This window comes from Bradyrhizobium sp. CCBAU 11361 (genome assembly GCF_028128935.1).
Lineage (GTDB): Bacteria > Pseudomonadota > Alphaproteobacteria > Rhizobiales > Xanthobacteraceae > Bradyrhizobium > Bradyrhizobium niftali.
This window is the reverse complement of the sequence record NZ_LBJZ01000018.1, coordinates 48,773-73,134: the sequence shown is the minus strand read 5'-3', so window position 1 is coordinate 73,134 and position 24,362 is coordinate 48,773. Positions and strand designations below refer to the sequence as shown.

Sequence of the window (24,362 nt, the reverse complement as noted above, 5' to 3'; positions counted from 1 at the left end):
GCAGCTCCAGACAACGCGCAGCGTTGACTGGAGCGGAGCGCCGATCCGGGACCCATAGCCACAGGCAGATGTGGTTACGACGACTCGGAGTTACGGATTAGCAAAACAACTCCATCCTGTGGCTATGGGTCCCGGATCTGCGCGCGCTTGAGGCGCGCTTGTCCGGGACGACGGCGGAGATTGGAGCTACGCCCCCGCCTTGCACGTGATCCCGCCGTCCACCACCAGTTCGATCCCCGTCACATATTTCGACTCGTCCGACGCCAGGAACAGCGCGGCATTCGCCACGTCCCAGGCATCGCCCATGTGGCCCATCGGCACTTGCGCATCGCGCGCGCGCCACATCGCCTCCACGTCGCCCTTGGCGTAGCTCGCGGCAAGGCCGGCGGAATGTTCGACCATCGGCGTCTTCATCAGGCCGGGCAGGATCGCATTCACACGCACATGATGCCGCGCGAACTCGATCGCGGTGGTGCGCGTCATCTGATTCATCGCCGCCTTCGAGGTGCCGTAGGTGACGTAGGAGATGCCCATGTGGCGGATCGAGGCGATCGAGGAGATGTTGACGATCGAGCCGCCGCCCTGTTTCACCATCACGGGGATGACGTGCTTCATGGCGAAATAGGCGCTCTTGAGGTTGACGCTGAAGACGCGGTCCCAGCTCTCCTCGGTCACGTCGACCACGCTGCCCATCTCGGCGATGCCGACATTGTTGTCGAGCGCGTCGATGCGGCCATAGGCTTTCAGGCACGCCGCGACCATCGCCTCGATCTCGGCTGACCGTGAGACATCGGCGGTGAACGCGGTCGCCTTGCCGCCTTCGTCCTTGATGATCTTCGCGGTCTCCTCGGCAGCAGTGCCGTTGCGGTCGACGCAGAACACCTGCGCACCCTCGCGCGCAAAGGTCACCGCGGTGGCCTTGCCGTTGCCCCAACCGGGCCCGATCGAGCCGGCCCCCACCACCATCGCAACCTTGCCCTTGAGCCGATCCATCGCGTGTCTCCCGTTGTTGTTCTTTGTAGCCCGGATGAGCGAAGCGATATCCGGGGGCGCCGTTCCCGGATATCGCTTCGCTCATCCGGGCTACGGATCTTTGCAGGCGCTCATTTTTGTAACGTTAGCACCTATGGGATGCCCGACAATCTCGGACAACGTCCGGCACACGCCCTCATGGCAGAGCCGCCATTCCCCGGCCGCACCGGAATTGCCGAGCACGACCTCCCGCATCGGCGCACGCTTCGGCTGCCATTGAAACCAGCCATCGACGAGCCGCGCCTCGGGCGGCGGCTCCATGCCGGCGCCGGTGCCCTTGACCCGCGCCTGCACCAGTTCGAGACCACCAGGCGTGACGCGCCAGTCTTCCTGCCAGTCGACCTTCTCGATCGAATGCGTCCACACCAGCGTGAAGGCGGACAGCGCCAGCGCCTTCACGCCCGACGCTGTGGCGAAACAGAGGCTCACACCGCCTCGACCGCTGCCGGCGGGCGCTGCCGCCACTGCCACAGCACCAGCGCGGCAGAGAGCACGAAGCCCGCGGTGTCGCTGAACGGGAAGTCGCCGAGCAGGCAGAGCGCAGCGCCGAGCGCGACCACGCGCTCGAGCAGCGTCAGCCGCGCGAACAGGAAGCCGATCGCCACCATGCCGAACAGGCCGATCGCCACCAGCGCCTTGAAGGTCGCCAGCGCCACCGCGCCGTAGAAGCCGAGCTTGGCCGCCATGGGATCGCCAGCCTGGAGCATCAAGGCCGGCGAATAGACGAAGATGAAGGGAATGACATAGCCGGCGAGCGCGATGCGCATCGCCTCCCAGCCGATCTTGTCCGGATTTTCCTTCGCGATCGGCGCGGCCGCGAGCGCGGCGAGCGCCACCGGGGGCGAGAGGTCGGCCATGATGCCGTAGTAGAACGCGAACATGTGGCTGGCGATCAGGGGCACGCCGAGTTTCGCCAGCGCGGGCGCTGCGAGCGCGGCGGTGATGATGTAGGTCGGGATGGTTGGAATGCCGGTGCCGAGCAGGATCGACAGCAGCATGGTCATGATCAGCGCCAGGAACAGGCTCTTCTCGCCGAGCCCGATCACCCAGCCGCCGAAGATGGTGCCGACGCCGGTCTGCGACATCATGCCGATGATGACGCCGACGATGGCGCACGCCATGCCGACGGTGATGGCGGACTTGGCGCTCTCGGCCAGCGCGTCGCGGCATTCGCGCAAGGCCTTGAACCCGCCACGGATGAAAGCGGTGATCACAATCAGCCCGGCGACGACGCTCGCGACCGGCACGATCTGAAGGCCGTCACGCGACAATGCGGCGACGACGAGCGCGAGCCCGACCCAGAAGATGGTGCGGATCACCATGGAGGACGCACCGGCCGTGATGCTGGCGCCCAGGATCAACGTCACCGTGAGCGCGAGGCCCATGCTGCCGGCATAGAGCGGCGTAAAGCCTTCGAACAGCATGTAGACCAGCGCGGCGAGCGGCAGCACGAGGTACCAGCGCGTCACCAGCGCCCTCCAGGCGCTAGGGATCTCCGAGCGCTTCATGCCGACAAGACCGTGCTTGCCGGCCTCCAGATGCACCATCCAGAAGGCGGATGCGAAGTAGAGGATGGCCGGGATCGCCGCCGCCTTCACGATTTCCGAGTACTGGACGCCGAGCGTCTCCGCCATGATGAAGGCGACCGCGCCCATCACCGGCGGCATGATCTGCCCGCCCATCGACGCCGTGGCCTCGACACCGGCCGCAAAGGCGCGGCGATAGCCGAACTTGATCATCAAGGGAATCGTGAACTGGCCGACGGTGACGACGTTGGCGACGCCCGAGCCCGAGATCGTGCCCATCATGCCCGAGGCGAACACCGCAACCTTGGCAGGTCCGCCGCGGGTGCGGCCGAACAGGCCGAGCGAGACGTCGGTGAAGAGCTGGATCATGCCGGCGCGCTCCAGGAACGAGCCGAACAGGATGAACAGGAAGATGTAGGTCGCCGAGACGTAGATCGGCACGCCGTAAAAGCCTTCGGTGCCGAACGACAGATGCGTGACGATCTGGTCGAAATCATAGCCGCGATGGTTGAGCGGCGATGGCAGATATTGGCCGAAGAACCAGTAGAGCAGGCACGCGCCGCACATCAGCGGCAGCGCTGCGCCCATCAGCCGCCGCGTGCCCTCGAAGATCAGGACCGCGAGCAGCGTACCGACGGCGAGATCGAGCCGCGTCGGATCGCCATCGCGCGCGATCAGATCCGCATAGAAGATCCACTGATAGAGCCCGCAGAAGAAGCCGGCGCCGCCGATCACCCAGCCGAGCGCGCGGCCGACATCGCTCTTCGCGGTGAAGTTCGCGATCAGGCCGAAGGTGAGGAGAACGAGGAAGCCGACATGGACGCCGCGCACCACCTGGCTCGGCAGATAGTTGAAGGCGGCGACATAGAGCTGGAAGGTCGCAAAGGCGATGCCGATCCAGTAGGCGAGACCGCCCCACCAGCCCGGGCCGAACCCTTCGGGGAAGCCGTGCTCGAAATTGTCGAATTCGACCTTGATGGGCTCTGCGGAGCCCTCTGCCTGCAACATCGATATGTCCCCGCGCCCTGATAGGTGCGTCATTATAACATTGGCACTGTCCCCGCACGCGTCACGGCCGGGCTTGTCCCGGCCATCCACGGCCTACAGTGCCGCCAAGAACGTGGATGCCCGGGACAAGCCCGGGCATGACGTCGACGGATAAAGCGCCTTACTTGATCAGCCCCTTTTCCTTGTAATAGCGGATCGCGCCGGGGTGCAGCGGAACCGGGCTGCCGGTGGCGGCCGTCTCGAGCTTGATCTCCTTGCCGGCCGCGTGGGCATTCTGCAATTCCGGCAGCGAATCGTAGACCAGCTTGGTCATCTGGTAGGCGAGATCGTCCGACACCGCCGCGCTCGTCACGAGATAGTTGACCACGGCCGCGGTCGGCACGTCCTTGTCCTGACCCGTATAGGTGTTGGCCGGGATGATCGCCGCGATGAAGGGCGGGCCGATCTTGTCGACGGTCTCCTTCGGTACCGACACCACCGTGATCGGGCTCGAGGTCGAGAGATCCTTCAGCGAGGCAACACCGAGCCCGGCCGATTGCAGCGTCGCACCTAACTGGCGGTTCTTCATGAGGTCAACGGATTCGGCGAAGGGCAGGTACTCCACCTTGCCGAGATCCTTGTAGGTCATGCCGGCGGCGGAAAGGATCGCGCGGGAGTTGAGCTCGGTGCCCGACTTCGGCGCGCCGACCGACAGGCTCTTGCCCTTGAGGTCGGCCAGCGTCTTGATGCCGCTCTCGGTGGTCGCGACGATCTGGATATAGTTCGGATAGATCGCGCCGATGGTCCTGAGCTTGTCGAGCTTGGTCTTGAAGCCCGCCTCCTCTTCGCCGTCCCAGGCGGCCTTGAGCGAGTCGCCCAGCGTGAACGCCAGCTCGCCGCGGCCCTGCTGGAGCAGGATCAGGTTCTCGACCGACGCCTTGGTGGCCTGCACCTGCGTCTTCACGTTCGGAATCTTGTCGCCGTAGATCTTCCCGATCGCGACCCCGAGCGGATAGTAGACGCCCGAGGTGCCTCCGGTCAGCACGTTGATGAAGGATTGCGCATGCGCGCAAGGCGCCGATGCCGCCAGAGCAAGAGCCGCGGCCACGCCGAAAATCGTCCGTTTCATGATTTCTGTACTCCCCAAACCGGCGGGGAAATTGGCCGGATGAGGGGAGCGGGTCAACCCATCCAATAGGCAAAACAGGACTGCGGCAAATGGCCGTTCCGGCTCAGCTTTTGGGGAACCCGGCGGGTGCGGCGAGGTGGCGCGGCCGCCCGCAGCACATCCTTCGAGACGCCCGCCTGCGGCGGGCCCTCAGGATGAGGACGGGGTGCGTGGCGACAATTTCGGCAGGCAAAGCTGCCGCTCAGCCTCATCCTGAGGAGACCGCAGGAAGCGGTCGTCTCGAAGGACGAGGCGCTCGCTCAGGCTCCGCCAAGCTCATTGCGATAGCTCCCCCGCAAGCGGAAGAGGGAGCGCACCGTCACTGGCAAGCCGTCACTGGCAAGCCGTCACTGGCAAGCCGTCACTGGAACGTCATGTCCAGGCACTTGGAGATGTCGGAGCCGAGGCCGGAGGAGATGATGATGCAACCGCGCACCTTCTGCGCGGTGACGTCGGCGGCCCAGACCGAGTAGCCGCCGGGACCGAAGAACGAGTTGGTGTTCGGCGGCTCGGTCTCGGTGGCGTCGAAGTCGTAATGGCCGTCGGTCTCGAAGATGCGCGGCTTCTTGGTGCAGCCACCGTCGGTCTGGACGTTGATGACTTCCTTGTTGTCCCGGGTCAGCGCCAGCGAGACCTGGCAGCGGAAATATTCCGAGGTCCTGGTGTTGAAGAGATAGGTGTAGGACTTGCAGGTCGCCGTGTTCAGCTTGCCCGGGGCAAGGCCGCGGCTGCACGAAATCCGCTGGTTGTGGCTGAGCTGGTAGTCATCCGCCCAGGCGGCGGGCGCCAGCGCCGTCACCAACAGCGCGGCCGCCGAGCAGGCTTTCATGACATGGTTCATCCGAATCATCCCCCTACCAATATTTTTGTCGGATTGCGTTCTAGACGGAAAGCGGAACATAGTCGCGAGGGGACGAAGGGAAAATCACAAACTGCTGGACAAGACGTGATGCGCTGCGGCGTTTTGCGAATTGACCCGAAAATACCGTTCGTGATTTGTTCAAGCCGGGTGCCCCGACGATGGGGAGGATGGGATCATGGCATTTTCAACGAAGGCATTTGCAATCGCAGCCGCGCTCGGCGCATCCACAGCACCCGCATTGGCACAGGCCGACGCGACGCCCTGGGAGCTCAAGCCCGACATGGGCTACGCCTATGACAAGGAAGGCAAGACCTATTCCTACAGGATGGGCACCAGCAATGCCGGCGAGCTGCTGAAAGGGGCCAAGAAGGTGCCGAAGGGCACGCTGTTCTTCATCGGCCACAACGGCCAGCTCTACATGCGCAGCGGCCCGTATCTGGAAGGCGACGGCAAGTTCAAGTTCGGACCGGATCAATAGGGGCGGACGGGGCACGCGACACACTCGGTGTCGTCCCGGCGAAGGCCGGGACCCATACCGCGTGATCAAGCGGGTTGCGGACGGTAGGAGTACCGAACGACTGTCTTCGCCAAACTACTCCCTGGGGTTATGGGTCCCGGCCTTCGCCGGGACGACACCTTTTAAAACGCAACCACAAGCTCCCTTGCTAAAACACCCCCGCCAATTCCCGCGCGCCGGCATTGTTGCTGTTGCTGTCCATCCGCGTATCCGTCACCGCCAGCAGCTTCGCCACCGTGTTGTGGCGGATCGCGACCGGGTTGCGCTCGTAGCCACCGCGCTGGAAGAAGTTCGAGGTCGGCACCTGCTCGCGCATCGCCTGCGGCATCGTCACCATGTCGAGCCCGGTGCCGTCGCCGGTGAGGTTCATCATCTCGAGCTCGGCCGCGCTGAGCGGACGGCTGTAGCCCTTGGCCCGCGCGAACAGCACCGACGTCAGCAGCTTGTGGGTCTGGAGCATCGGCCCGACGTCGATGTCGAGCACCATGGCGTGCATCGCCCAGCCCTGCGCGGTGTTGCCGATCTTCTCGTGCTCCGACCAGGTGTCCGGCACCGCCTTCGCATGCGCCACCATTTTCTTCAGCACGACGAGCTTGTGCTCGAGCGACTGGCGCCCCGGGCCCGAGGTCCGCGCCACCTTGTCGGAGAGCACGCGAATGAATTCATGGCCCTGCTCGGCCAGCAGCTCGACGCTGTTGGTGGTGAGGAGCTGGTTGTAGCCCATCGCGGTCGAGATCGCGCGCTTGCCGCCATGCTCGATGCCCGCCTGCACGTCGTAACTGCCGGTGCCGCCGGTCTCGAACGAATAGACCCGGACGGCCTGCTCGCGCGTCAGGCCCGAGGAGAGCGCATAGCGCGCATAGGCGCGCTTGAACTCGACCTCGCTGGACGGACGTTGCGGCGTGAACTGGTAGAGCTCCTGCGCCGCGCGCAGCAAATCGGCGACGACCGGTATCGGCCTTTTGGTCGGGCGCTCCGGCGTTTCCTCCGGCTCCGGATTCACCGGCCGCTTCGGCCCGTTATAGAGCGGCGGGTGCTCCAGCACGTAATCGTCGAGTGTGATCTGCTGCCCGCCGCGCCGCTTGGCATTGCGGGTCTTCCGCTTCTCGGAGATCTGGCTCCAATAGGCGCCGGCTTCCTCGTCGAAGGCCGCGCGCGCGGCCTGATACTCCCCGAGCTTGCGGCGATATTCGAGCACGGCGGGCGATGCCCCGCCTTGCGCAAAAAACTGCGACAGGAGCTGGGCTTTGGCATCGCGGACGGCGGGCGGCAGCGCCTCGGACGCGCCGCCACGCGCGGCAGGCGCGAGCAGGACGAGCGCGAATGGAACCAGCGCAAGGCTCTTTCGAACAAGGCTCTTTCGAATCGAATGATGCATGCCGCCCTCTTAACAGGCATCCGGTAACCGTCACGTTAACGCGCCGTTTACCATCGTCACTTCCAGGCGAACACCGGCTGTTCCAGCTCGGTCACGCGGGTCTGCCGCCCCGCCAGCACCTCGCGGAACTGGTAGACCAGCGCCGCCGTCGGCGCGTGGATCAGGCTCGCCTGATGATGGAAGCGGATGACACGGCGCGCGCTCTCGGGGATCGCGACGAAGTCGAAGGCGTCGTCGCGCTCGATCGTGGCGAGCGCGATGCGATGAACGGAGGCGACCTCGTCCGGGTTCGGACGGATCGCGGCGGCGTCCGTGGCCCAGACCACGACCGGCGTGATCAGATAGCCGGAGCGGGTCGGATAATCGTCGAGCGTGCCGAGCACCTCCGCGCTGGTGAGGCGAAGGCCGAGCTCTTCGTCGAGCTCGCGCAGCGCCGCCTCGACCGGCGTCTCGCCGGCATCGCAGCGTCCACCCGGCAGGGCCCATTGGCCGCGATGGGCGCGCAGGTGCGATGCGCGCAGCGTGAGCAGGAACGCGGTGTCATCCCCCTCGCCCGCGGTCAGCGCGACCGCCACCGCGGCGCGCTTCAGCGCCGGCGCCGCACCGTCTGCCGGCAGCCGCGTGAAGGCCGCGCAGGCGGCCGCGATATTCCGCCGTGTGGCATCGTCGAACGATCTCATCATGCTTGACTACACCACGTCCGCCCCCGATGAAATGAGATCGCAAGGCCCGCAGAGGAATGGACGACGAGATGACCAACAAGGCCGCCGCGAGGCTGAAATCGGAGGGCTGGACCATCCTCGAGACCACGGGCTTCATGCATCTGATCGGCCCCTTGTGGGAGCGCAAGGTCGACGGCCACTACGAATTCGCACTCGCCACCGAGGACAAGCACCACAACCGCCGCGGCATGGTCCAGGGCGGCGTGATGATGACGTTTGCCGACCGCACCTGCGGCATGACCGCCCGCTATGTCTCCGGCAGGGAGTTCATGGCGACGGTGCAGCTCGACACCCATTTCGTCGAGGCCGGCCAGATCGGCGACATCCTGATCTCGCGCCCACGCGTGGTGCGCTCGACGCGCAGCCTCATCTTCATGAGCACCGAAGTCACCGTGGACAACCGCTGTGTGGTGTTGGCCAACGGCGTGTTCAAGATCTTGAAGGGGCCGGCGTAGCGTTAGGTTGCCACTGCGGCCGCCACAAAACTCCCGTGTCGTCCCGGCGAAGGCCGGGACCCATACCCCCAGGGAGAAGATGTAGCGCGAAGCTGGTAACTCCGAATCTTCGCCAAACACAATCCTGTGGTTGTGGGTCCCGGCCTTCGCCGGGACGACGATGTGGAGGCAGTCGCGGCTCAAGAAACCTCGTCATTGCGAGCGCAGCGACTTGTCCGCCGAAGCTTTAGCGAAGGCGGAAGCAATCCAGAGTCTTTCCGCGGACGCATCTCTGGATTGCTTGGCTGCGCTCGCAATGACGGCGCGGGATGGCTATGCTGCCGGCTTCGATCGTATTGAGGAAGCAGCCCATGCAATACCGCCAGCTCGGCCGCACTGGCCTGAAAGTCTCGCCGATCTGTCTGGGCACCATGATGTTCGGCGGGCCGACCGATGAGGCCGCATCAAAGCGGATCATCGCGAAAGCCCACGAGACCGGGATCAATTTCATCGACACCGCGGACGCCTATTCGCAGGGCGGATCCGAAGAGGTGGTGGGCCGCGCCATCGGCAACAACCGCCATGCCTGGGTGCTGGCGACCAAGCTCGCCAACCCAATGGGCAGCGATCCCAATCGCGGCGGGCTGTCGCGGCGCTGGGTGCTGCAGGCGGCCGACGAAAGCCTGGCACGGCTCGGCACCGACCACATCGACATCTACTATCTGCACAAGGAGGACCACGCGACACCGCTGGAGGAGACGGTGCGCGCGATGGGCGATCTGATCCGATCAGGCAAGGTGCGCTATTTCGGCGTCTCGAACTACCGCGCCTGGCGCGTCGCCGAGATCTGCAACATCTGCGACCGGCTCGGCATCGACCGACCCGCGGTGAGCCAGCCCTATTACAACGCCGTGAACCGCATGCCCGAGGTCGAGCACTTTCCGGCCTGCTCCTATTACGGCCTCGGCATCGTGCCCTACAGCCCCTTGGCGCGCGGCGTGCTGACCGGCAAGTACAGGCCGGATGCTGCCCCGGACAAGGAGACGCGTGCGGGCCGCAACGACACCCGCATGATGCAGACGGAATGGCGGCCGGAGTCGCTCCAGCTCGCGCAGGAGATCAAGAGCCACGCCGAGACGAAGGGCATCACCGCCGGCCAGTTCGCGGTCGCCTGGGTGCTGAACTCCGCTTTCGTGACCTCCATCATCGCCGGCCCCCGCACCGAGGAGCAGTGGGACGACTATATCCGCGCGCTCGACTATCGCTTCACCGGCGAGGACGAGGCCCTGATCGACCGCCTGGTGACGCCGGGCCATCCCTCGACGCCGGGCTACAACGACCCGGCCTATCCGATCGAAGGCCGCCGCGCGCGAACGGCTTGAACTCCGGAGACGACGATGGCGCATGAGGACCGCTACGGCCTTCCGCTTTCCACCGCATCCGATGCCGCGGCATCCGCCTATCGCGAAGGCGTCGATCTCATGCTGGCGGGCTGGACCGGCACGGCGGAGACGCTGGAGCGCGCCATCGCCGCCGACCCGGACTTTGCGCTTCCCCTGATCGCCCGCGCCCGCGTGCATGCCTTCTACCAGCAGGGCGATCTCGCGCGGCAGAAGGCGGCAGGTGCGCGTGAGCTCGTGGCGAAGCGCGGCACGGAGCGTGAGCGCTCGCATGTCGAGACCTTGGCGCTCGCGATCGAGGGACGCCTGCCCGAGGCGATTGCGGCGACGCTGAAACATATCGAGGCATGGCCGCGCGATGCCGTGGTGCTGTCGCTGCCGCTCGGCGCGTTCGGCCTGTTCGCCTTCTCCGGCATGGCCGATCACGACCGTGCGCGGCATGAGCTGTGCGAGCGCGTCGCGCGCCATTATGGCGAGGACTGGTGGTTCCTCACCATGTCCGGCTGGGCGATGACCGAGAACGGCGACGTCGCCCGCGGCCGCGGCATCACCGAGCGCGGCTTCGCCCTGCGCCGGCAGAATGCCCATGCCGCGCATGCCGTGCTGCATGCGATGTTCGAGGACGGCTCGATCGAGGCGGCCGACCGTCTCGTCGACGCGTGGATTCCGACCTACGACCGCGCCGGAATCCTGCACGGCCACATTCGCTGGCATCAGGCGCTCGGCGCGCTGGAGCATGGCGATGCGCCGCGCGCGCTCGCGATCTATGCCGACGTGCTCCAGCCCTCCGCCACGCAGGCGCCGCCGCTCAACGTCATCACCGACGGCGCCTCGCTGCTCTGGCGCCTGTCCTCTTACGGCCACGCCGTGCCGAAGGCACTCTGGCTTGACGCCGACGCCGCCGCGCAAAAGCTGTTTCCGAAATCGAGCCTGCCGTTCGCCGACGTCCACATGGCGCTGTTCGCCGCCGCAACGCAAAACCGCGACGCGCTCGCCGCACGCCTTGCCGTGATCGAGCAGCGGGTCGCCGAGGGCAAGCTGCCGGCCGGCCCCGTGGTGCCGGCGATCTGCCGCGCGCTGGCGGCCTTTGCGGACGAGGACTATGCGGCCTGCGTGCGGACGCTCGCGCCCGTGCTCACCGACGTCGTCCGCATCGGCGGCAGCCACGCCCAGCGCGAGCTGATCGAGGATACTTTTATTGTCGCCCTCATGCGCGGCGGCGAGCTGCCGCGCGCCCGCAGCATGCTCGACGCCCGCCTGCATCGCCGCCCCTCCCTGCGCGATACGCGCTGGCAGGCGGCGTTGGCTTGAGGCAGGATAAGAAAAACAAAGCGGAGGGCGCCCATGACCGAGATCGTTGCGCTGGAGGCGCTTGTCGCGCGCGTCACATCGGGGCAATCGCTGGCAGTTCCCGTCGACGGCGCCGGCGTCGCGATGGCCGCGACCGCGGCGCTGCTCGAATCCGGCATCCGCGATCTCAAGCTGATCTGCGTGCCGATCTCGGGCCTCCAGGCCGATCTCCTGATCGGGGCCGGCGCCGTCGCCTCGCTCGAGACCAGCGCGGTGTCGCTCGGTGAAGCCGGCGCCGCGCCGCGCTTCACCGCGGGCGTCAAGAGCGGCGCGTTTGCGTTACGCGACTCCACCTGCCCCGCGATCTACGCCGGCCTCCTCGCGGCGCAAAAGGGCGTGCCGTTCATGCCGATCGCCGGCATCATCGGCAGCGACCTGCTCGAGGTGCGGCCGGATTGGCAGGTGATCGACAGTCCCGTCGGCGAAGCACGCAAGGTGGTCGTGGTGCCCGCGATCTCTCCCGATGTCGCGCTGTTTCACGCGCCCGCGGCCGACCGCGCCGGCAATGTCCGGATCGGCCGCCACCGCGAGCTCGCCGGCCTCGCCTATGCCGCAAAACGCACGCTGGTCACCGTCGAGCGCATCGTCGATCGCAACCTGCTGGAGACGGAAGACTCCGCCGCCGGCGTGCTGCCCTCGCTCTATGTCGACACCATCGCGGTCGCCGCGCGCGGCGCCTGGCCGCTGGCCCTGTGGGACGAATATCCGGCAGACGAAGCCGAGATCGCGCGCTATGCGGCGATGGCGCGCAGCGAAGACGGCTTTCGCGCCTATCTCTCGACCTTCCTGACGCATCGCAAGCAGGTGGCCTGATGTCATCGGAACGCGAACGGCGCGAAATCCTGATCGCCACCATCGCCGACCTGCTCGACGGCATCCGTCACGTCGCGGTCGGCGCATCGTCACCGATCCCCGCGGCCGGTGCGATGCTGCTGCGCGCACGCAACGAACGCTGTGGCAAGCCGCCGGTGCGCATCTCGATCCTGGGATCGCAGGCGCATAATTTCTTCACCAATGGCGGCATCGAGTTGTTCGACTGCGCCGCGCAAGGAAGGGTGGACGCCTTCTTTCTCGGCGGTGGCCAGATCGACGGCGCGGGCAACATCAATCTGGTCGGCACCGGGGACTATCCCACGAACAGCGTGCGCTGGCCCGGCTCGTTCGGCTCGGCCTATCTCTATCATCTCATTCCGCGCGTGATCCTGTTTCGCGAGGAGCACACCCCGCGCGTGTTCGTGCCGAAGGTCGATTTCGTCAGCGCCCGGGCGATCACACCGGGGGTCGCTCGCCGCGGCGGGCCATACGCGCTCCTGACCAACATGGCGCTGTTCGACTTCGACCGCGAGGCAGGCGGCTTTGCCCTACGCTCGGTGCACCCGCCCTTCACGCCGGCCGACATCAGGGAAAATACCGGCTTCACCTACGAAGAACCGGAGGTGGTGCGGGAAACCGCGCGGCCCGATACGGCAACCCTGGCATTGCTGCGCGGCCGGATTTTCGACGAACTCGCCGAGACTTACCCGGCCTTTGCAAGGACGATGAAGCAGGCGGCGTGACCCCTCGGCTCTGCCACGAAAAAAACACCGGCCTGGCGGCAAGTGCCTGCCGGGACGGGTTGGGCGATTGGACGAATCGCCGATGGGTGGCGCGGTGGTATTCCAGTCGGGTTTGGCGACACAAACGGGATCGCAACCAATTTGCGGTTCGATGGTTATTGAACGGAACTTTTCCGCGGTCCCCTGGCATATGAGCCCTACGATGCGCCTCTGCCGACCGGCCCTCGCAGCAGCGTTCGTTGCCCTCGCAAGTCCTTGTTTTGCCGACTCTTCCAGGCCGATTCCCGTCAACAATCCGCCGCTGCAGCAGAGCGCCTTCATCGATCTGCTGGCGCTGATGTCCGGCCACTGCAAGACGCTCAAGGTCGCGGGACGTACCCTTGCCTGCAAGACGGTGGCCTACGCCCATGGCGATACGGGCCGGGTCAATTTCGCCGTCGCCGTCGACGACCCCACTGATGCGAACCACGTCGTGTCGTTCTCCGGCGAGAACGGCAAGCGGGCCGACGACAATTCCTACGAGCTGCCGATCGACCGCATGCTGCTCAATTCCAAGGACCGGCCCAAGGTCGACGGCCTGCCGGTGCCGGCGGAGCAGACCTCCACCGGAATCTGCCGCCAGACCGGCAATTTCGCCGCCCGGAAGGTGACTGATGTCACCTGCTCCGCGACCGACAGCGAGGGCCGGAAGTACGAACTCCTGTTCGTCTCCGACGGCACGCCGGTAAGCGTGCGCCGCATCAGGCAATCGTCGCCGTCGATCCAGGATCCGTTCAAGTAGCGGCCCCTTGTGTCGCCCTGCTTGTCACCGGGGTGAGCACGCATCCTTCCGTTGAAACTCCAGGTCAGGCGGTTATGCTCTCGCGTGCATCCTCATTGAGGAGACCCGATTGCATCCAGAGGCGAGGCCGAGAGTCCGGCAATGCGTGTGATCCGCGGGCTCGCGCGCATCCTGATCGCCTGCTTGTTCGCTGGCCTCTCGCGTGAATGCGTCGCAGCCGACGGCCCCCAGCAGCGTTCGGTCCTGGTTCTGGAAGAAGCCGATTTTCGCTCGCCCTTTTATTCGGAGATCTTTGCCGGAATCCGCGCCGCCGCGAAGCAGAACGGGAAAAGCAACACGGTGATCTACGGCGAAAGCCTCGATCTCGCCCGCTTCCCGGTTCCGGACTATGAATTGAGCCTGGTCGGTCACCTCAAGACCAAATATGCGCAGCGGCCGATCGACGTCATCGTTTCGATCGGCGTCGCATCGGCGAAATTCCTTCAGAAGCGGAAGCAGGACATCTGGCCCGCCGCGCCTGTGGTATACGGCTTCGTTCCCGACCTGCCTGAGACGCGCGCGCTGTTCCTGCCCGATACGACGGCGGTCTTCGCCAGAGTGAGGCCGACACACCTCCTGACCGCAGCGCGCGCAATCGTTCCCGACCTGACGCGTGTCGTCCTGGTGGGCGAGGCCTGGAAGAATCCGCTGGTGTACGGACATTGGAAGCAGGACTTCGCGGCCGCAATGCCCGATCTCGAAGTCATCGATCTGTCCGGCGCGGTGCTGCGTGAGGTCCGCAGTCGCGTCGCTTCCCTGCCCGACCGCTCCGCGATCCTGACCTCGGCGATGTATTCCGACGGCGAAGGCACCTATTACGCCCCGGCCTCGGCGCTCGCACGCGTTGCCGAGAGTGCGAACCGCCCGATCATCATAACGTCCGATACGTTCCTCGGGCGGTCGGGCGTGGGCGGCTTCCTGCTGCTGCCCGAAATCATCGGGCGGGAAGCCGGCGAAGTGGCGATGCGGATCCTCGACGGCGAAGCGCCCTCGAGCATCGCACCGTTCAGCGGAAACAACGTGAGGCCGATCTTCGACTGGCGGCAGCTGAAACGCTGGAATGTGGACGAAGCCAATCTGCCCCCCGGCAGCGAGGTGCATTTCCGCCAACCGACCTTCTGGGAGCAGTATTACTGGCACTCCGCGATCATCGCGGGCGTGGTGCTGGTGCAGGCGCTGATGATCACCATTCTGCTGCGCGAGCGCCGTCTGCGCTTCGTGGCCGAGGTCGCGGCGCGCCAGCGCATTTCGGAGCTCGCCCACATGAACCGCCGCGCGACCGCGGGAGAGATGTCCGTCTCGCTCGCACACGAGCTGAACCAGCCACTCGCCGCCATTCTGATCAATGCCGAGACGGCCCAGCAGATATTACAGAGTCCGGCGCCCGACCTCGGCGAGATCAGGGACATCCTGGACCACATCCGCCGTGACGATCAGCGGGCCGCCGAAGTCATCGGCCGGCTGCGCTCGTTTCTGAAGCGAGATCCGACCGAACGGCGCGAGCTCGACCTCAATGCCACCGTCGGCGAGGTGTTTCGATTCCTCTCCGTGCAGGCCCTGACCCACGATGTTGAACTCGTCATGCAGCCGTCCTCCGCAGACATTCGCGTGAAAGGCGACAAGATTCAGCTCCAACAGGCCATCCTCAATCTCGTCGTGAACGGCATGGAGGCTGTGGCCCATCTTCCGGACGAGCGGCGCCGCATCGTCGGACGAACCAGTCTCACCGAGGGCAACCTCGCCCTTGTCTCCATCGCCGACAAGGGCGACGGCATCCTCGCGGAGAAAGTCGCCGAGCTCTTCAAGCCGTTCTTCACGACCAAGGCGCAGGGCATGGGCATAGGCCTCTCGATCGCGCATACCATCGTCCAGGCGCATGGCGGCCGCATCTGGGCCGAAAACGTCCCGTCAGGGGGCGCCGTTTTTCACGTCAGCCTGCCGCTGGCAGCGCCGCGATAGGCGCCGTCGCGTGCGCCGGCGACGTCATCCCGGCGAAAGCCTCAAGCGAACGCCTTCTCCAGGGTCGCGAAGATCACCGCGAGCGACTTGTCGTGGCGAGTCACCGGCGGCACCGGGCGATCGACCTTCATGAGTTGATAGACTGCCATCTGCGCCGCGCGCACCGAATATTCGACGGTGAACACGACGTCGTCGCGGATCTCGACGAACTGGCTGACGAAGGCGAGGTTGACCGAATTCCTGGGCACCGGCAGCGGCCGGTCGGTCACGTTGCGCGGCATGAACATGCTGGTGATGTAGGGCATGCGGCAGGGAATGCAGGTCGCATTCTCGAACACATCGCGATCGAAATTCAGGTGCCCGCACAGCTCGTTCAGGATATCCGCGCCGCCGCAATCGGACATCGGCTTCCCGACGAAATTGCCGACGCGGTCCGGATGCAGCGCATAGCCCCAGAACACCTGGACGTCCTTCGGCTGGCCGGCGAAATGCGGCTGATGATACAGCACCGCCGACATCAGCCAGTTGGAATCCCTGAACGTCACCAGCCCGCCCGTGCCGGCCCTGTTGCCCGAGAACGCCTCCATCTTGTCGAAGAAGCGCGGATCGCGGGAGGTGACGGTGAAGGACAGCCAGTACGATTCCGGGATCGAGCTGTTGAACGCGGACGGATTACCGAATTCGGGACGTCCCTGCGCGATCGTCTCCCACAGCGCCCAGCCCTGGCTGTCGGCCTTGGTCAGGTGCGGCGGCGGCTCGGTCATGGAGCCCAGGCTCGAGGCGTCCGTCATCGAGCCGTTCTGGAAGAACACGAGATCGCCGTCCTCGAGACGGACGTTGGCGGTGCGGCCGTCGCGGTCGAGCACGAGCTGGCGCACGCGCACGCGTCCGGCCTCGTCCTCGAGCGTCATGTCGGTGACGGCCGTGCCGCGCACGAACTGCACGCCTTGCCGCTTCAGCCAGTCGGCAAGCGGCCGCACGATCGCGTCATACTGGTTGTAGACGGTGCGCTTGACCCCGGCGAGGGTTTCGATGCGCGGGAATTCGTTCATGAAGCGGTGCAGATAGCGCTTCAGCTCGACCGCGCTGTGCCAGGGCTGGAAGGCGAAGGTGGTCTGCCACATGTACCAGAAATTGGACTCGAAGAATTTTGGCGACAGCCAGTCGGTGATGCGGCTGTTGCCGAGCGTCTCCTCCGAAGCCTCGGTGAGCCGCAGCAGCTCGAGCCGGTCGCGCGCGGAAAAGCCCATGTGGGAGACGTCGATCTTGAAGCGGTTGCGGTCGACCAGCCGCGCCTGCGAATGCGCCGGGTTCTCCAGATTGAACGCGATCGTCTCGTCGCGCACGCTGAGGCCGGGATGTTCGAGCGAGGGAATGCTCGACAGCAGGTCCCAGGTGCATTCGTAATGGTCCGTGGTGAGCATGCGTCCGCCGCGCAGCGAATAGGCACCGTTCGCGAGCAGTGCGCCATCGAGACTGCCGCCGACCAGCGGCTGCGCCTCGTAAATCACGATGTCGCGCCCCGGCAGCTGCGCGTCGCGAACCAGGAACGCCGCGCCCGCGAGCGATCCGATGCCACCACCGATGAAATACGCCTTCATGACTTGCCTCGACTGCAATTCGAACTTTCGCGGCGACATTGCATGGGGGCCAGCGGCCGAAGTTGCGCTGGATCAAGCGCGATGGAAGCAGCGTTCAAGAGGATGTGAGTGCTCTCTTTCTCTCCCTCCCCCCGTTCTTACGGGGAGAGGGTCGGGGTGAGGGGCTGCTTTAGCAATGACGGTGAGAGTTATACTCGCGGAGGCTCCCCCTCACCCGTATCGCATCTTCGATGCGATACGGCCTCTCCCCGCAAGCGGGGAGAGGCGAAGATCAAGACTGGCTTCTTCGCGTAGATCCGCGCGATCTCGTCCGCGAAGCGGGGTTCGAGCGCGGGGCGCTTGTTCTTCAGGGTCGGCGTGAGCAGGCCGCTGGCAATGGTCCAGGGGTCCAGCGTCCACCACACCGCACGCGGGGTCGCGTAGGACGGATAGGCCTTCACCGCTGCCGCGATTCGCGCAAGCAGCGCGGCCCGCTCCGCCGCACCGCCTTGCTTGCCGCTCGCCGCAAGCCTTTCTTTCTCCTGCACCCAGGCTTTTGCGTTGAGCACGACCAGCGCGGTGAGGAAGGGGCGCTGCTCGCCGACCACCAGCGCTTGCTCGAACAGGGGATCGGCCAGGATCGCGGTCTCGAGATCCACCGGCGCGATCTTCTCGCCGGTGGACGTCACGAGGATATCCTTGATGCGGCCGGTGATGGTGATGCGCCCGTTCTCGATGCGGGCCTGGTCGCCGGTGTGCAGCCAGCCATCGGCCTGCTTCACGCGGCGCGTCTCCTCTACCTTGTGCCAGTAACCGAGCATCACGTTGCGCCCGCGCACCAGCAGTTCGTCGTTCTCGCCCAGCCTGACCTCGACGCCGTCGAGCACGTGGCCGACCGAGCGCGGATCGTTGTCCTCGGGGGTGTTGACGGAGACCACGGGCGAGGTCTCGGTCATGCCGTAGCCCTGGAGGATGTCGAGCCCGAGCGCGAGAAACAGACGAATGACGGGCTCGGCGATCGGCGCGCCGCCGGAGACCGCGACCCGCAGGCGGCCGCCGAGCTGCGCCAGCACCTTGTCGGCGACGAGCCGCTTCAGCAGCGGCCAGGCCAGCCGGTCGAACAGCGACAGTGCGCCGCGCCCCTGCCGCGCGTCGAACCTCCGGCCGCCGACGGCAATCGTGAGATCGAGCAGCGCCCGCTCGATGCTTCCGGCCGAAGCCCGGTGCTGCATGATCAGCGCGTAGACGCGCTCGTAGATCCGCGGCACCGAGATCAGCACCGTCGGCCGCACATGCTTGAGGTCGTCCCCGAGTTGCGGCGCCGAGCGCGCATAGGCGACGCAGGCCCCGGCCGCGATCGGATAGTAATAGCCGCCGGTGCGCTCGAACGTGTGCGAGAGCGGCAGGAAGGACAGGAAGACGTCGTCGGGCGACGCCGCGATGCGATGGGCGATCGCCTTCACATTGGCGACGACGTTGTCATGCGACAGCATCACGCCCTTTGGCCGCCCGGTCGTGCCCGAGGTGTAGACGATGGCGGCGAGATCGTCCGGCGCCACCGCGACGTCGGGCAATGGCGCAGTCGCGCCCGGTGCAGACGCAAGCCACTGGTCGAGCGCGACGATGCGCGTATCGGCCGGCACCGGCCCGGTCACGTCGGCACAGACGATGCGCTTGAGCGCATCGAGCGGCTGGCCCGTGGCCACGATCGCCTGCCAGCGCTCCAGCGTATCGACGAACAGCAGCAGCGCGCCGGAATCGGCCAGGATGTAGGCGATGCTGTCGGGGTTGTCGACCGCATGCATCGGCACCGGCACGAGACCGCGCGACAGCGCCGCCTGGTCCATCGCGATATGCGCAATGCCGTTCGGCATCAGGATGGCGACGCGCTCACCGGGCGAAAACTCCTCCGCGGCCAGCGCCCGCCGCCACAGCTCGAATTCCGCGTCGATCTCGTGCCAGGACTGGCTGACCCAGCGCCCGGCATGCGCGTCGAAATGGCGATAGGCCTCCGCCGCCGGCGTCGCCTCGACGCGCCAGCGCAGCAGCTCCGGCAGTGTCGTCACGTCAGCGAGCGTCTGCGGTTGACTGATCGGCCCCGGCATGGCGTCCTTTCCTCACCGTCGATTCCCATGAATCTGGGGGCTCGACACTAGGCCGGCCAGTCCTCGCCGCCTTGATCCTCAGCAAGGCGGCCATGCTTCGGAGCGATCCATGACGCGCGACCTGCTGTTTCTGCTGCGCCCGGGTTTCGAGGACCCGGCCTATCCGGGCCGGCGCTTCTATTGCTGGCATTGCGCGCTGATGGAGGGCGTGCTCGCCTCGTTTCCACAGCTTGCCGACAAGCTCGACGTCGAGCGCGTCGCGTGGCCGCAGCCGAGGCAGGCCGTGATCGCGCTGGTCGGCGCGGAGAACCAGTCGCTGCCGCTGCTCGTGCTGGCAGACGGCGCGACATCGCGGCATCAGACCGGCAGCCACCGCGGCCGCGCGTTCATCGCCGACAAGGACGCCATCCTCGCCGCACTGTCCGAACGCCACGGCTTTCCCGATCCGCATCCGTAGGAACGTCTACGTAGGTTCGTAGCCCGCATGAGCGAAGCGATATGCGGGAACAGTCTCCCCGGATATCGCTTCGCTCATCCGGGCTACGGGCCTGCGTCCGGGGCACGAGAGCGTCTCGAAACGAGGGAAAATCGGCATTGCCTGCCACGAAGGGCAGTCCGCATACTCGCGGCAACAAAACTGAAAGCCACTCGCCATGCCGCACCCCCTCCCCGCGCTCATCGTCGTCGACGTCCAGCGCGCGTTCGACGAATGGGAGGCAGCGGGCAAGCGCCGCAACAATCCGGATGCGGCGGCGCAAATTGCCGCTCTCCTGAAGGCGTTCAGGGCGAGCAGTGCTCCGGTCTTTCATATCCGCCACGAGGGCACGAAACCGAATTCGTCGTTTCTGCCATCGCGTTCCGGCTACGCCGTCAAGGACGAGGCACGCGAACAGGACGGCGAGCCCGTGATCGTCAAGCGCGTCAACAGCGCCTTCATCGGCACGGACCTCGAGACGCGCCTGCGCGCAAGCGGCATCACCTCGCTCGTCGTCTGCGGCGCCACCACCAACCATTGCGTGGAGACGACGACGCGGATGGCCGGCAATCTCGGCTTCGACACGCGGCTGGTGCGCGATGCGACCTGGACCTTCGACCGGATCGGCCCCGATGGCGATGCGCATTCCGCCGAGGAGATCCATGCGATGACGCTGTCGAATCTCAACGGCGAGTTCGCGCGCATCGTCACCACGAATGAGGTGGTCGCATCATTCGCGGCGAAGTGATGGCGGCAGTGCGATCAACGCTGGTGATGCGACAATAAATCTCACGACACGCAATCATCCGCGCGAAATCGGACGCCTCGCGCTGCGTCGTTTCGACGCCCGCACTGGCCGGAACGCAGCCAGCGCCCATGTGTTGTCACACGACATTCAACTGGAGTGATGACATGAAGTATCTCATTGTCGCGATGGCGGTCGGTGCTGCGGCGCTTGCCGGCGGATCGGCGGCGAACGCGGCCAACACCACAAGCGCGAAGCAGAGCGCGCGGGGAGGCCCGCCGACCGACGTCAGCGCGCAGCACCGGCACCACCATCATGGCTATCGCCATCATGGCTATCGCCATCATCACTGGCGCCATCACCACCACGGCTATTATCGCCCGCACTATCGCAGCTACGGCTATTACCCGCGGCACCACGGTTATTACGGCGGCGGACCGTACGGATATTACGGTGGCGGCGGTCCGGGCGTGACCTTCGGCTTCGGCGGCAGCCGCTGGTAAAGCAAAAGGCCCGCAGAGATGCGGGCCTTTTCTCAATGGTTCGCTGATCGTCATGGCCGGGCTTGTCCCGGCCATGCACGTTCTCTTCAGTAGCTCAGACGTGGATGCCCGGGACAAGCCCGGGCATGACGGGCAACTACCCCCGCAAGATCGTCCCCGCCGTCTCCAGCCCGCTCGCCAGCGCCGCCTCGACCGTGCCCATGTCGGGGCCGCGATAGAGCGCTTCGCCGGAGAACAGCACCGCTCCGTCGGCGCGCGCGAGTATCGTTTGCGCATCGCGCGTGCGCGGCGTGGCCCAGGAATAGGCGCCGCGGGCAAAGCGATCGTGCCCCCAATTGGTCGCCGCAGCCGCGACGAGGTCGCCCGCGACCTCGTCGCGCGACAGGCCGAAGATGGCGGCGAGCGAACCGAGCCCGGCCTCGATCAACGCTTGCGGATCGAGGCCTTGCAGCTCCGCCGTCCGCGGCCCGCCGAACCAGCCGGTGAGCACGGGATGCTGCTCCGGATAGCGCGTCCACCACACCGGGATGGTCTGGTCCGACAGCAGGAAGGTCATATCCGCAAGATCCGGCCCGCGCTCGCGCCACCATGGCCGCGCAAACCGCAGCAGGATCTTGACGACGTTACCGAAGCCGATGTCGTCGGCGGCCGCCGCCTTCGCGCGCACGCTCGCCGGAAGCGCGATCTCGCGCAACAGCGGCAGCGGCACGGTGAGGATCGCGCGATCGCAGCGATGCACGTCGCCGCCGGCACCGCGAACGACCACCGCACCGCCCTCCTCCTCGATCGCCGACACCACGCAGCCAAGGCGGATCGTCACGCCATGCCGGCGGCACTCGGCTGCGAGAAAATCGATCAGCGCGCCATAGCCGCCATTGATGCGCGCCTGCCTGTGGAGCCCGCCGTCCATCCATTCCTCGCGCAGCGCCAGCGTGGAGGCGCGCTCGGGATCGGCGGCATCGTAGCCCTCGACCATCCGCTCGATCGAATAGCGCAGCCGAGCATACTCGGGTCCGGCAAAATGACGGCGCAGGAAATCGGCGACGGTGAGGTCGTCCTTCAAATCCCCGAGCACGGCATGCAGCTCCGCCTCGTGCGGATCGTGAGGGTCCTCGCGCGAAAAATCTGCGCCGTCAAATCTCCATAGCGTGCCTTCGATCTCCTGAAGGGACAACCCCGCCTCGCCCAGCAGGGCGTGCGTCACCGGTGCCTCGCCATGGACGAATTCGGCGCCGCCATCGGCGGGGTAGCCGAACTCTGCCGCGGGCAGCGGATGGATGCGCCCGCCGCAGCGTTCGCGTGCTTCCAGGATCGTCACCCTCTTGCCGGCGCGCGCAAGCTCGCGCCCCGCCATCAGGCCAGCCGCGCCGGCGCCGACGATGACGATGTGCTCGGATGTGTCCGACATGCCGGCGCTTTACCTGACGAGGCCCTGCGGATCGTTCTTGATCAGGTACCGCAGCAGCAGCACACCGCCGCCGAGTTCGCGCGTGCTCTCCAGCGTCATCGCGGTGAGCGGCGCGCGCTTGTCGCTGTCTGAGTCCGTCGAGTCGAAGACGAAGGGTGCGCCCTTGGCGCCATCGATCGCCGGGCTGAGGATCAGATTGAATTCGTCGATGAGACCGGCGCGCAGGAACGCGCCATTGGCGACGCCGCCGCCTTCGACCAGCAGGCGCTTGACGCCGAGCTCGCGGTTGAGAATGTCGAGCGCCAGCGCGAGGTCGATCTCCGACCTGCCGGCAAAGATGTAGGACACACCCTCGCCGCGCAGACCTGCAAGGTGTGCATCCGGCACGGTCTCGGTCAGCACCACCACGATCGGATCCCCGCCGATGTCGGAGCGGCCCCAGCCGATCTTGCCCTGCGCATCAAGCACGACGCCATAGGTCTTTGCATCACGCCGCGCAAACCACGGCTCTCGCGGAAACGTCCCGGCCGTTCCGGTGGGATAGGGCTTGCCCTTGGCGAACTCCGAGCCGGTGACGCGGCCGATCACCCAGGCATCGCCGCCGAGCTCGTCATGGATCTTCTCGAACCAGTCCGTGCCCGCGCCCTTCGGACGCCAGCGGCTGGGGTGTGTGCGGCCATCCAGGCTGGAGTGCATCAGACAGATGACATACGGCTTCATGCAAATCTCCGGACTGCGCTCAATCCGCCGTTCCGCTGCCGCCGCTCCTGGCGCGATCGTTGACGATCACCGCGAGCGGATTGAGCTTTGGCGGCGCGACGAGTTTCAGCGTGTTGGTGTCGTGATGATTGAACGGCGCGCCGCGCACGAACAACTCGGTCTTGATCAGATAGGTCCAGCTTCCGTCGTCGTTGAAGGTGATGTCGCAGCGGTAAGCATCGGTGCGGAAGGCCTGTTCCAGGAAGTCGGTCGAGCAGATCCCATAAGCGGTGTCGCCGCGCTTCGCCGTGACGGAGATGGTCCTGTCATCAGGTCCGGCCTTGCCCGAGGCGAGCAGCACCTGCCCGCGCGGGATCGCCAGCGTCTGCATGATCAGCCCGGTCGCGGGCTCCCACAGCCAGTAGCCGACCTGATCGTGGAAGGTGATGTCCTCCTCGGGCGTGTTGATGTGGATGTGATAGCGCAGGCCATAGAGCAGCTGCGGCCCGTTGGCCTGCGGATCGATCGGGTCCATCCGAATGCGCTCGATGAACGTCCGCCGCTCCGGCCCCTCCGCCTTCGGATTGACGTCGATCCCCTTGTCCGCCTGCCACGTACCGGCGAGACGACGCAGCGGACCGAGATTGGCGAGACCGTCGGGCGAGACGTCCTCGGGCTCGGTGAAGATGTCGGCGGGAATAGGGAGCATGGGGGCCTCGCGGGAAGTTGCGTGGAGCAGCAATAGCACGGAGGCGGGAACGTGGCTCGTGCTCAAGCCTCACAATCGCGAATGGACATCCGCGCCACGCGCAGACGATCGGTGGGCTTCCGGGGAATTCGCAAGGGAAAATGCGAAGCGCCGTCTCAATGGCTTGAGCCGAGAAGCGGAGCCGAACCGATTGGGTTCGGCTCCGTCGCCAGGACGGTTAGTGGCGGTGGTCGCGGACCTCCGGTTGATTGCGGTGGTCGCGGACGATGGTTTGCTTGCGATGGTCGCGCACGACGGGCGGATCGCGATGGTCGCGGACGATGGTTAGCGCGTTCGCCGGCGCCACCACGTTTGCCAAAGCGATCGCCGCGAGAGCCACGAGGATGTAATTGCGCATGAGTCCTGTCCTTGCCTGGTGGCTCACTGC

24 protein-coding genes are annotated in these 24,362 nt (G+C 66.0%); 11 read left to right on the top strand and 13 right to left on the bottom strand.

The features are described 5' to 3' along the window. Positions 1-186 precede the first annotated feature (186 nt). The 5 genes from XI08_RS06370 to XI08_RS06350 all read right to left on the bottom strand — a co-directional run bounded on the left by XI08_RS06370 (position 187) and on the right by XI08_RS06350 (position 5,554). Complete coding sequence (locus XI08_RS06370) at positions 187-993, bottom strand: SDR family NAD(P)-dependent oxidoreductase (protein WP_271573801.1); 807 nt, start codon at positions 991-993, stop codon at positions 187-189. 90 nt (positions 994-1,083) lie between these two features. Next, positions 1,084-1,461: a DUF1850 domain-containing protein gene (locus tag XI08_RS06365; RefSeq protein WP_271573800.1), complete on the bottom strand. Its 378-nt coding sequence runs from the start codon at positions 1,459-1,461 to the stop codon at positions 1,084-1,086. Then, positions 1,458-3,566, bottom strand: a complete 2,109-nt coding sequence (locus XI08_RS06360; RefSeq protein WP_271573799.1) for a TRAP transporter permease — start codon at positions 3,564-3,566, stop codon at positions 1,458-1,460. Before XI08_RS06360 ends, XI08_RS06365 begins: the two co-directional genes overlap by 4 nt. Before the next feature lie 160 nt (positions 3,567-3,726). Then, positions 3,727-4,674, bottom strand: a complete 948-nt coding sequence (locus XI08_RS06355) for a TAXI family TRAP transporter solute-binding subunit (protein ID WP_271573798.1) — start codon at positions 4,672-4,674, stop codon at positions 3,727-3,729. A 400-nt stretch (positions 4,675-5,074) separates the two neighbouring features. Then, positions 5,075-5,554 carry a hypothetical protein gene (locus tag XI08_RS06350; protein ID WP_027546996.1) on the bottom strand — a complete coding sequence of 160 codons (480 nt, stop codon included), beginning with the start codon at positions 5,552-5,554 and terminating at the stop codon, positions 5,075-5,077. A gap of 196 nt (positions 5,555-5,750) precedes the next feature. Here XI08_RS06350 and XI08_RS06345 point away from each other — a divergent pair, with 196 nt between their 5' ends. Further along, positions 5,751-6,053, top strand: a complete 303-nt coding sequence (locus XI08_RS06345) for a hypothetical protein (protein WP_027546997.1) — start codon at positions 5,751-5,753, stop codon at positions 6,051-6,053. Between the two features lie 187 nt (positions 6,054-6,240). Here the strand turns inward: XI08_RS06345 and XI08_RS06340 are convergent, their stop codons facing one another. Both XI08_RS06340 and XI08_RS06335 read right to left on the bottom strand, forming a co-directional pair. Continuing rightward, complete coding sequence (locus tag XI08_RS06340; RefSeq protein ID WP_271573797.1) at positions 6,241-7,470, bottom strand: hypothetical protein; 1,230 nt, start codon at positions 7,468-7,470, stop codon at positions 6,241-6,243. 56 nt (positions 7,471-7,526) lie between these two features. Continuing rightward, on the bottom strand, positions 7,527-8,153 hold the full coding sequence (locus tag XI08_RS06335) for an NUDIX hydrolase (RefSeq protein WP_271573796.1): 627 nt from the start codon (positions 8,151-8,153) through the stop codon (positions 7,527-7,529). A 68-nt stretch (positions 8,154-8,221) separates the two neighbouring features. Here XI08_RS06335 and XI08_RS06330 point away from each other — a divergent pair, with 68 nt between their 5' ends. The 7 genes from XI08_RS06330 (at position 8,222) to XI08_RS06300 (ending at position 15,711) form a co-directional block, all read left to right on the top strand. Further along, positions 8,222-8,647, top strand: a complete 426-nt coding sequence (locus XI08_RS06330) for a PaaI family thioesterase (RefSeq protein WP_271573795.1) — start codon at positions 8,222-8,224, stop codon at positions 8,645-8,647. Between the two features lie 350 nt (positions 8,648-8,997). Further along, entirely contained in the window at positions 8,998-10,008 is a 1,011-nt protein-coding gene (locus tag XI08_RS06325) for an aldo/keto reductase (protein WP_271573794.1), read from the top strand. A gap of 15 nt (positions 10,009-10,023) precedes the next feature. Continuing rightward, on the top strand, positions 10,024-11,337 hold the full coding sequence (locus tag XI08_RS06320; protein WP_271573793.1) for a tetratricopeptide repeat protein: 1,314 nt from the start codon (positions 10,024-10,026) through the stop codon (positions 11,335-11,337). Between the two features lie 33 nt (positions 11,338-11,370). Next, positions 11,371-12,189 (top strand): CoA transferase subunit A, encoded by an 819-nt coding sequence (locus XI08_RS06315; protein ID WP_271573792.1) that lies wholly within the window; start codon positions 11,371-11,373, stop codon positions 12,187-12,189. Further along, positions 12,189-12,932, top strand: a complete 744-nt coding sequence (locus XI08_RS06310; protein ID WP_271573791.1) for a CoA transferase — start codon at positions 12,189-12,191, stop codon at positions 12,930-12,932. The genes XI08_RS06315 and XI08_RS06310 overlap by 1 nt, the downstream gene beginning before the upstream one ends. Before the next feature lie 202 nt (positions 12,933-13,134). Beyond that, positions 13,135-13,713 carry a hypothetical protein gene (locus XI08_RS06305; protein WP_271573790.1) on the top strand — a complete coding sequence of 193 codons (579 nt, stop codon included), beginning with the start codon at positions 13,135-13,137 and terminating at the stop codon, positions 13,711-13,713. Positions 13,714-13,854: 141 nt separating this feature from the next. Further along, positions 13,855-15,711 carry a sensor histidine kinase gene (locus XI08_RS06300; RefSeq protein WP_271573789.1) on the top strand — a complete coding sequence of 619 codons (1,857 nt, stop codon included), beginning with the start codon at positions 13,855-13,857 and terminating at the stop codon, positions 15,709-15,711. Between the two features lie 41 nt (positions 15,712-15,752). On the opposite strand, the gene XI08_RS06295 is transcribed toward XI08_RS06300, so the two are convergent. Next, on the bottom strand, positions 15,753-17,351 hold the full coding sequence (locus XI08_RS06295; protein ID WP_271573788.1) for an oleate hydratase: 1,599 nt from the start codon (positions 17,349-17,351) through the stop codon (positions 15,753-15,755). Between the two features lie 149 nt (positions 17,352-17,500). Then, complete coding sequence (locus XI08_RS06290) at positions 17,501-19,396, bottom strand: AMP-dependent synthetase/ligase (protein WP_271573787.1); 1,896 nt, start codon at positions 19,394-19,396, stop codon at positions 17,501-17,503. 109 nt (positions 19,397-19,505) lie between these two features. On the opposite strand from XI08_RS06290, the gene XI08_RS06285 reads away from it, so the two are divergent. The 3 genes from XI08_RS06285 (at position 19,506) to XI08_RS06275 (ending at position 21,119) form a co-directional block, all read left to right on the top strand. Beyond that, a complete protein-coding gene (locus tag XI08_RS06285) occupies positions 19,506-19,853 on the top strand; it encodes a DUF3088 domain-containing protein (protein ID WP_271573786.1) in 348 nt (115 codons plus the stop codon). Between the two features lie 196 nt (positions 19,854-20,049). After that, positions 20,050-20,619: a cysteine hydrolase family protein gene (locus tag XI08_RS06280; protein WP_271573785.1), complete on the top strand. Its 570-nt coding sequence runs from the start codon at positions 20,050-20,052 to the stop codon at positions 20,617-20,619. A 164-nt stretch (positions 20,620-20,783) separates the two neighbouring features. Next, complete coding sequence (locus XI08_RS06275) at positions 20,784-21,119, top strand: hypothetical protein (RefSeq protein ID WP_271573784.1); 336 nt, start codon at positions 20,784-20,786, stop codon at positions 21,117-21,119. Between the two features lie 136 nt (positions 21,120-21,255). Here the strand turns inward: XI08_RS06275 and XI08_RS06270 are convergent, their stop codons facing one another. From XI08_RS06270 to XI08_RS06255, 4 genes are all read right to left on the bottom strand, one after another. Next, positions 21,256-22,527, bottom strand: a complete 1,272-nt coding sequence (locus tag XI08_RS06270; protein WP_271573783.1) for a flavin monoamine oxidase family protein — start codon at positions 22,525-22,527, stop codon at positions 21,256-21,258. Between the two features lie 9 nt (positions 22,528-22,536). Further along, entirely contained in the window at positions 22,537-23,247 is a 711-nt protein-coding gene (locus XI08_RS06265; protein WP_271573782.1) for a RibD family protein, read from the bottom strand. 19 nt (positions 23,248-23,266) lie between these two features. Beyond that, entirely contained in the window at positions 23,267-23,935 is a 669-nt protein-coding gene (locus XI08_RS06260) for an FABP family protein (RefSeq protein ID WP_271573781.1), read from the bottom strand. A 217-nt stretch (positions 23,936-24,152) separates the two neighbouring features. Next, positions 24,153-24,332, bottom strand: coding sequence for a hypothetical protein (locus tag XI08_RS06255; protein ID WP_271573780.1), 180 nt, complete (start codon positions 24,330-24,332; stop codon positions 24,153-24,155). Between the last annotated feature and the right edge of the window lie 30 nt (positions 24,333-24,362).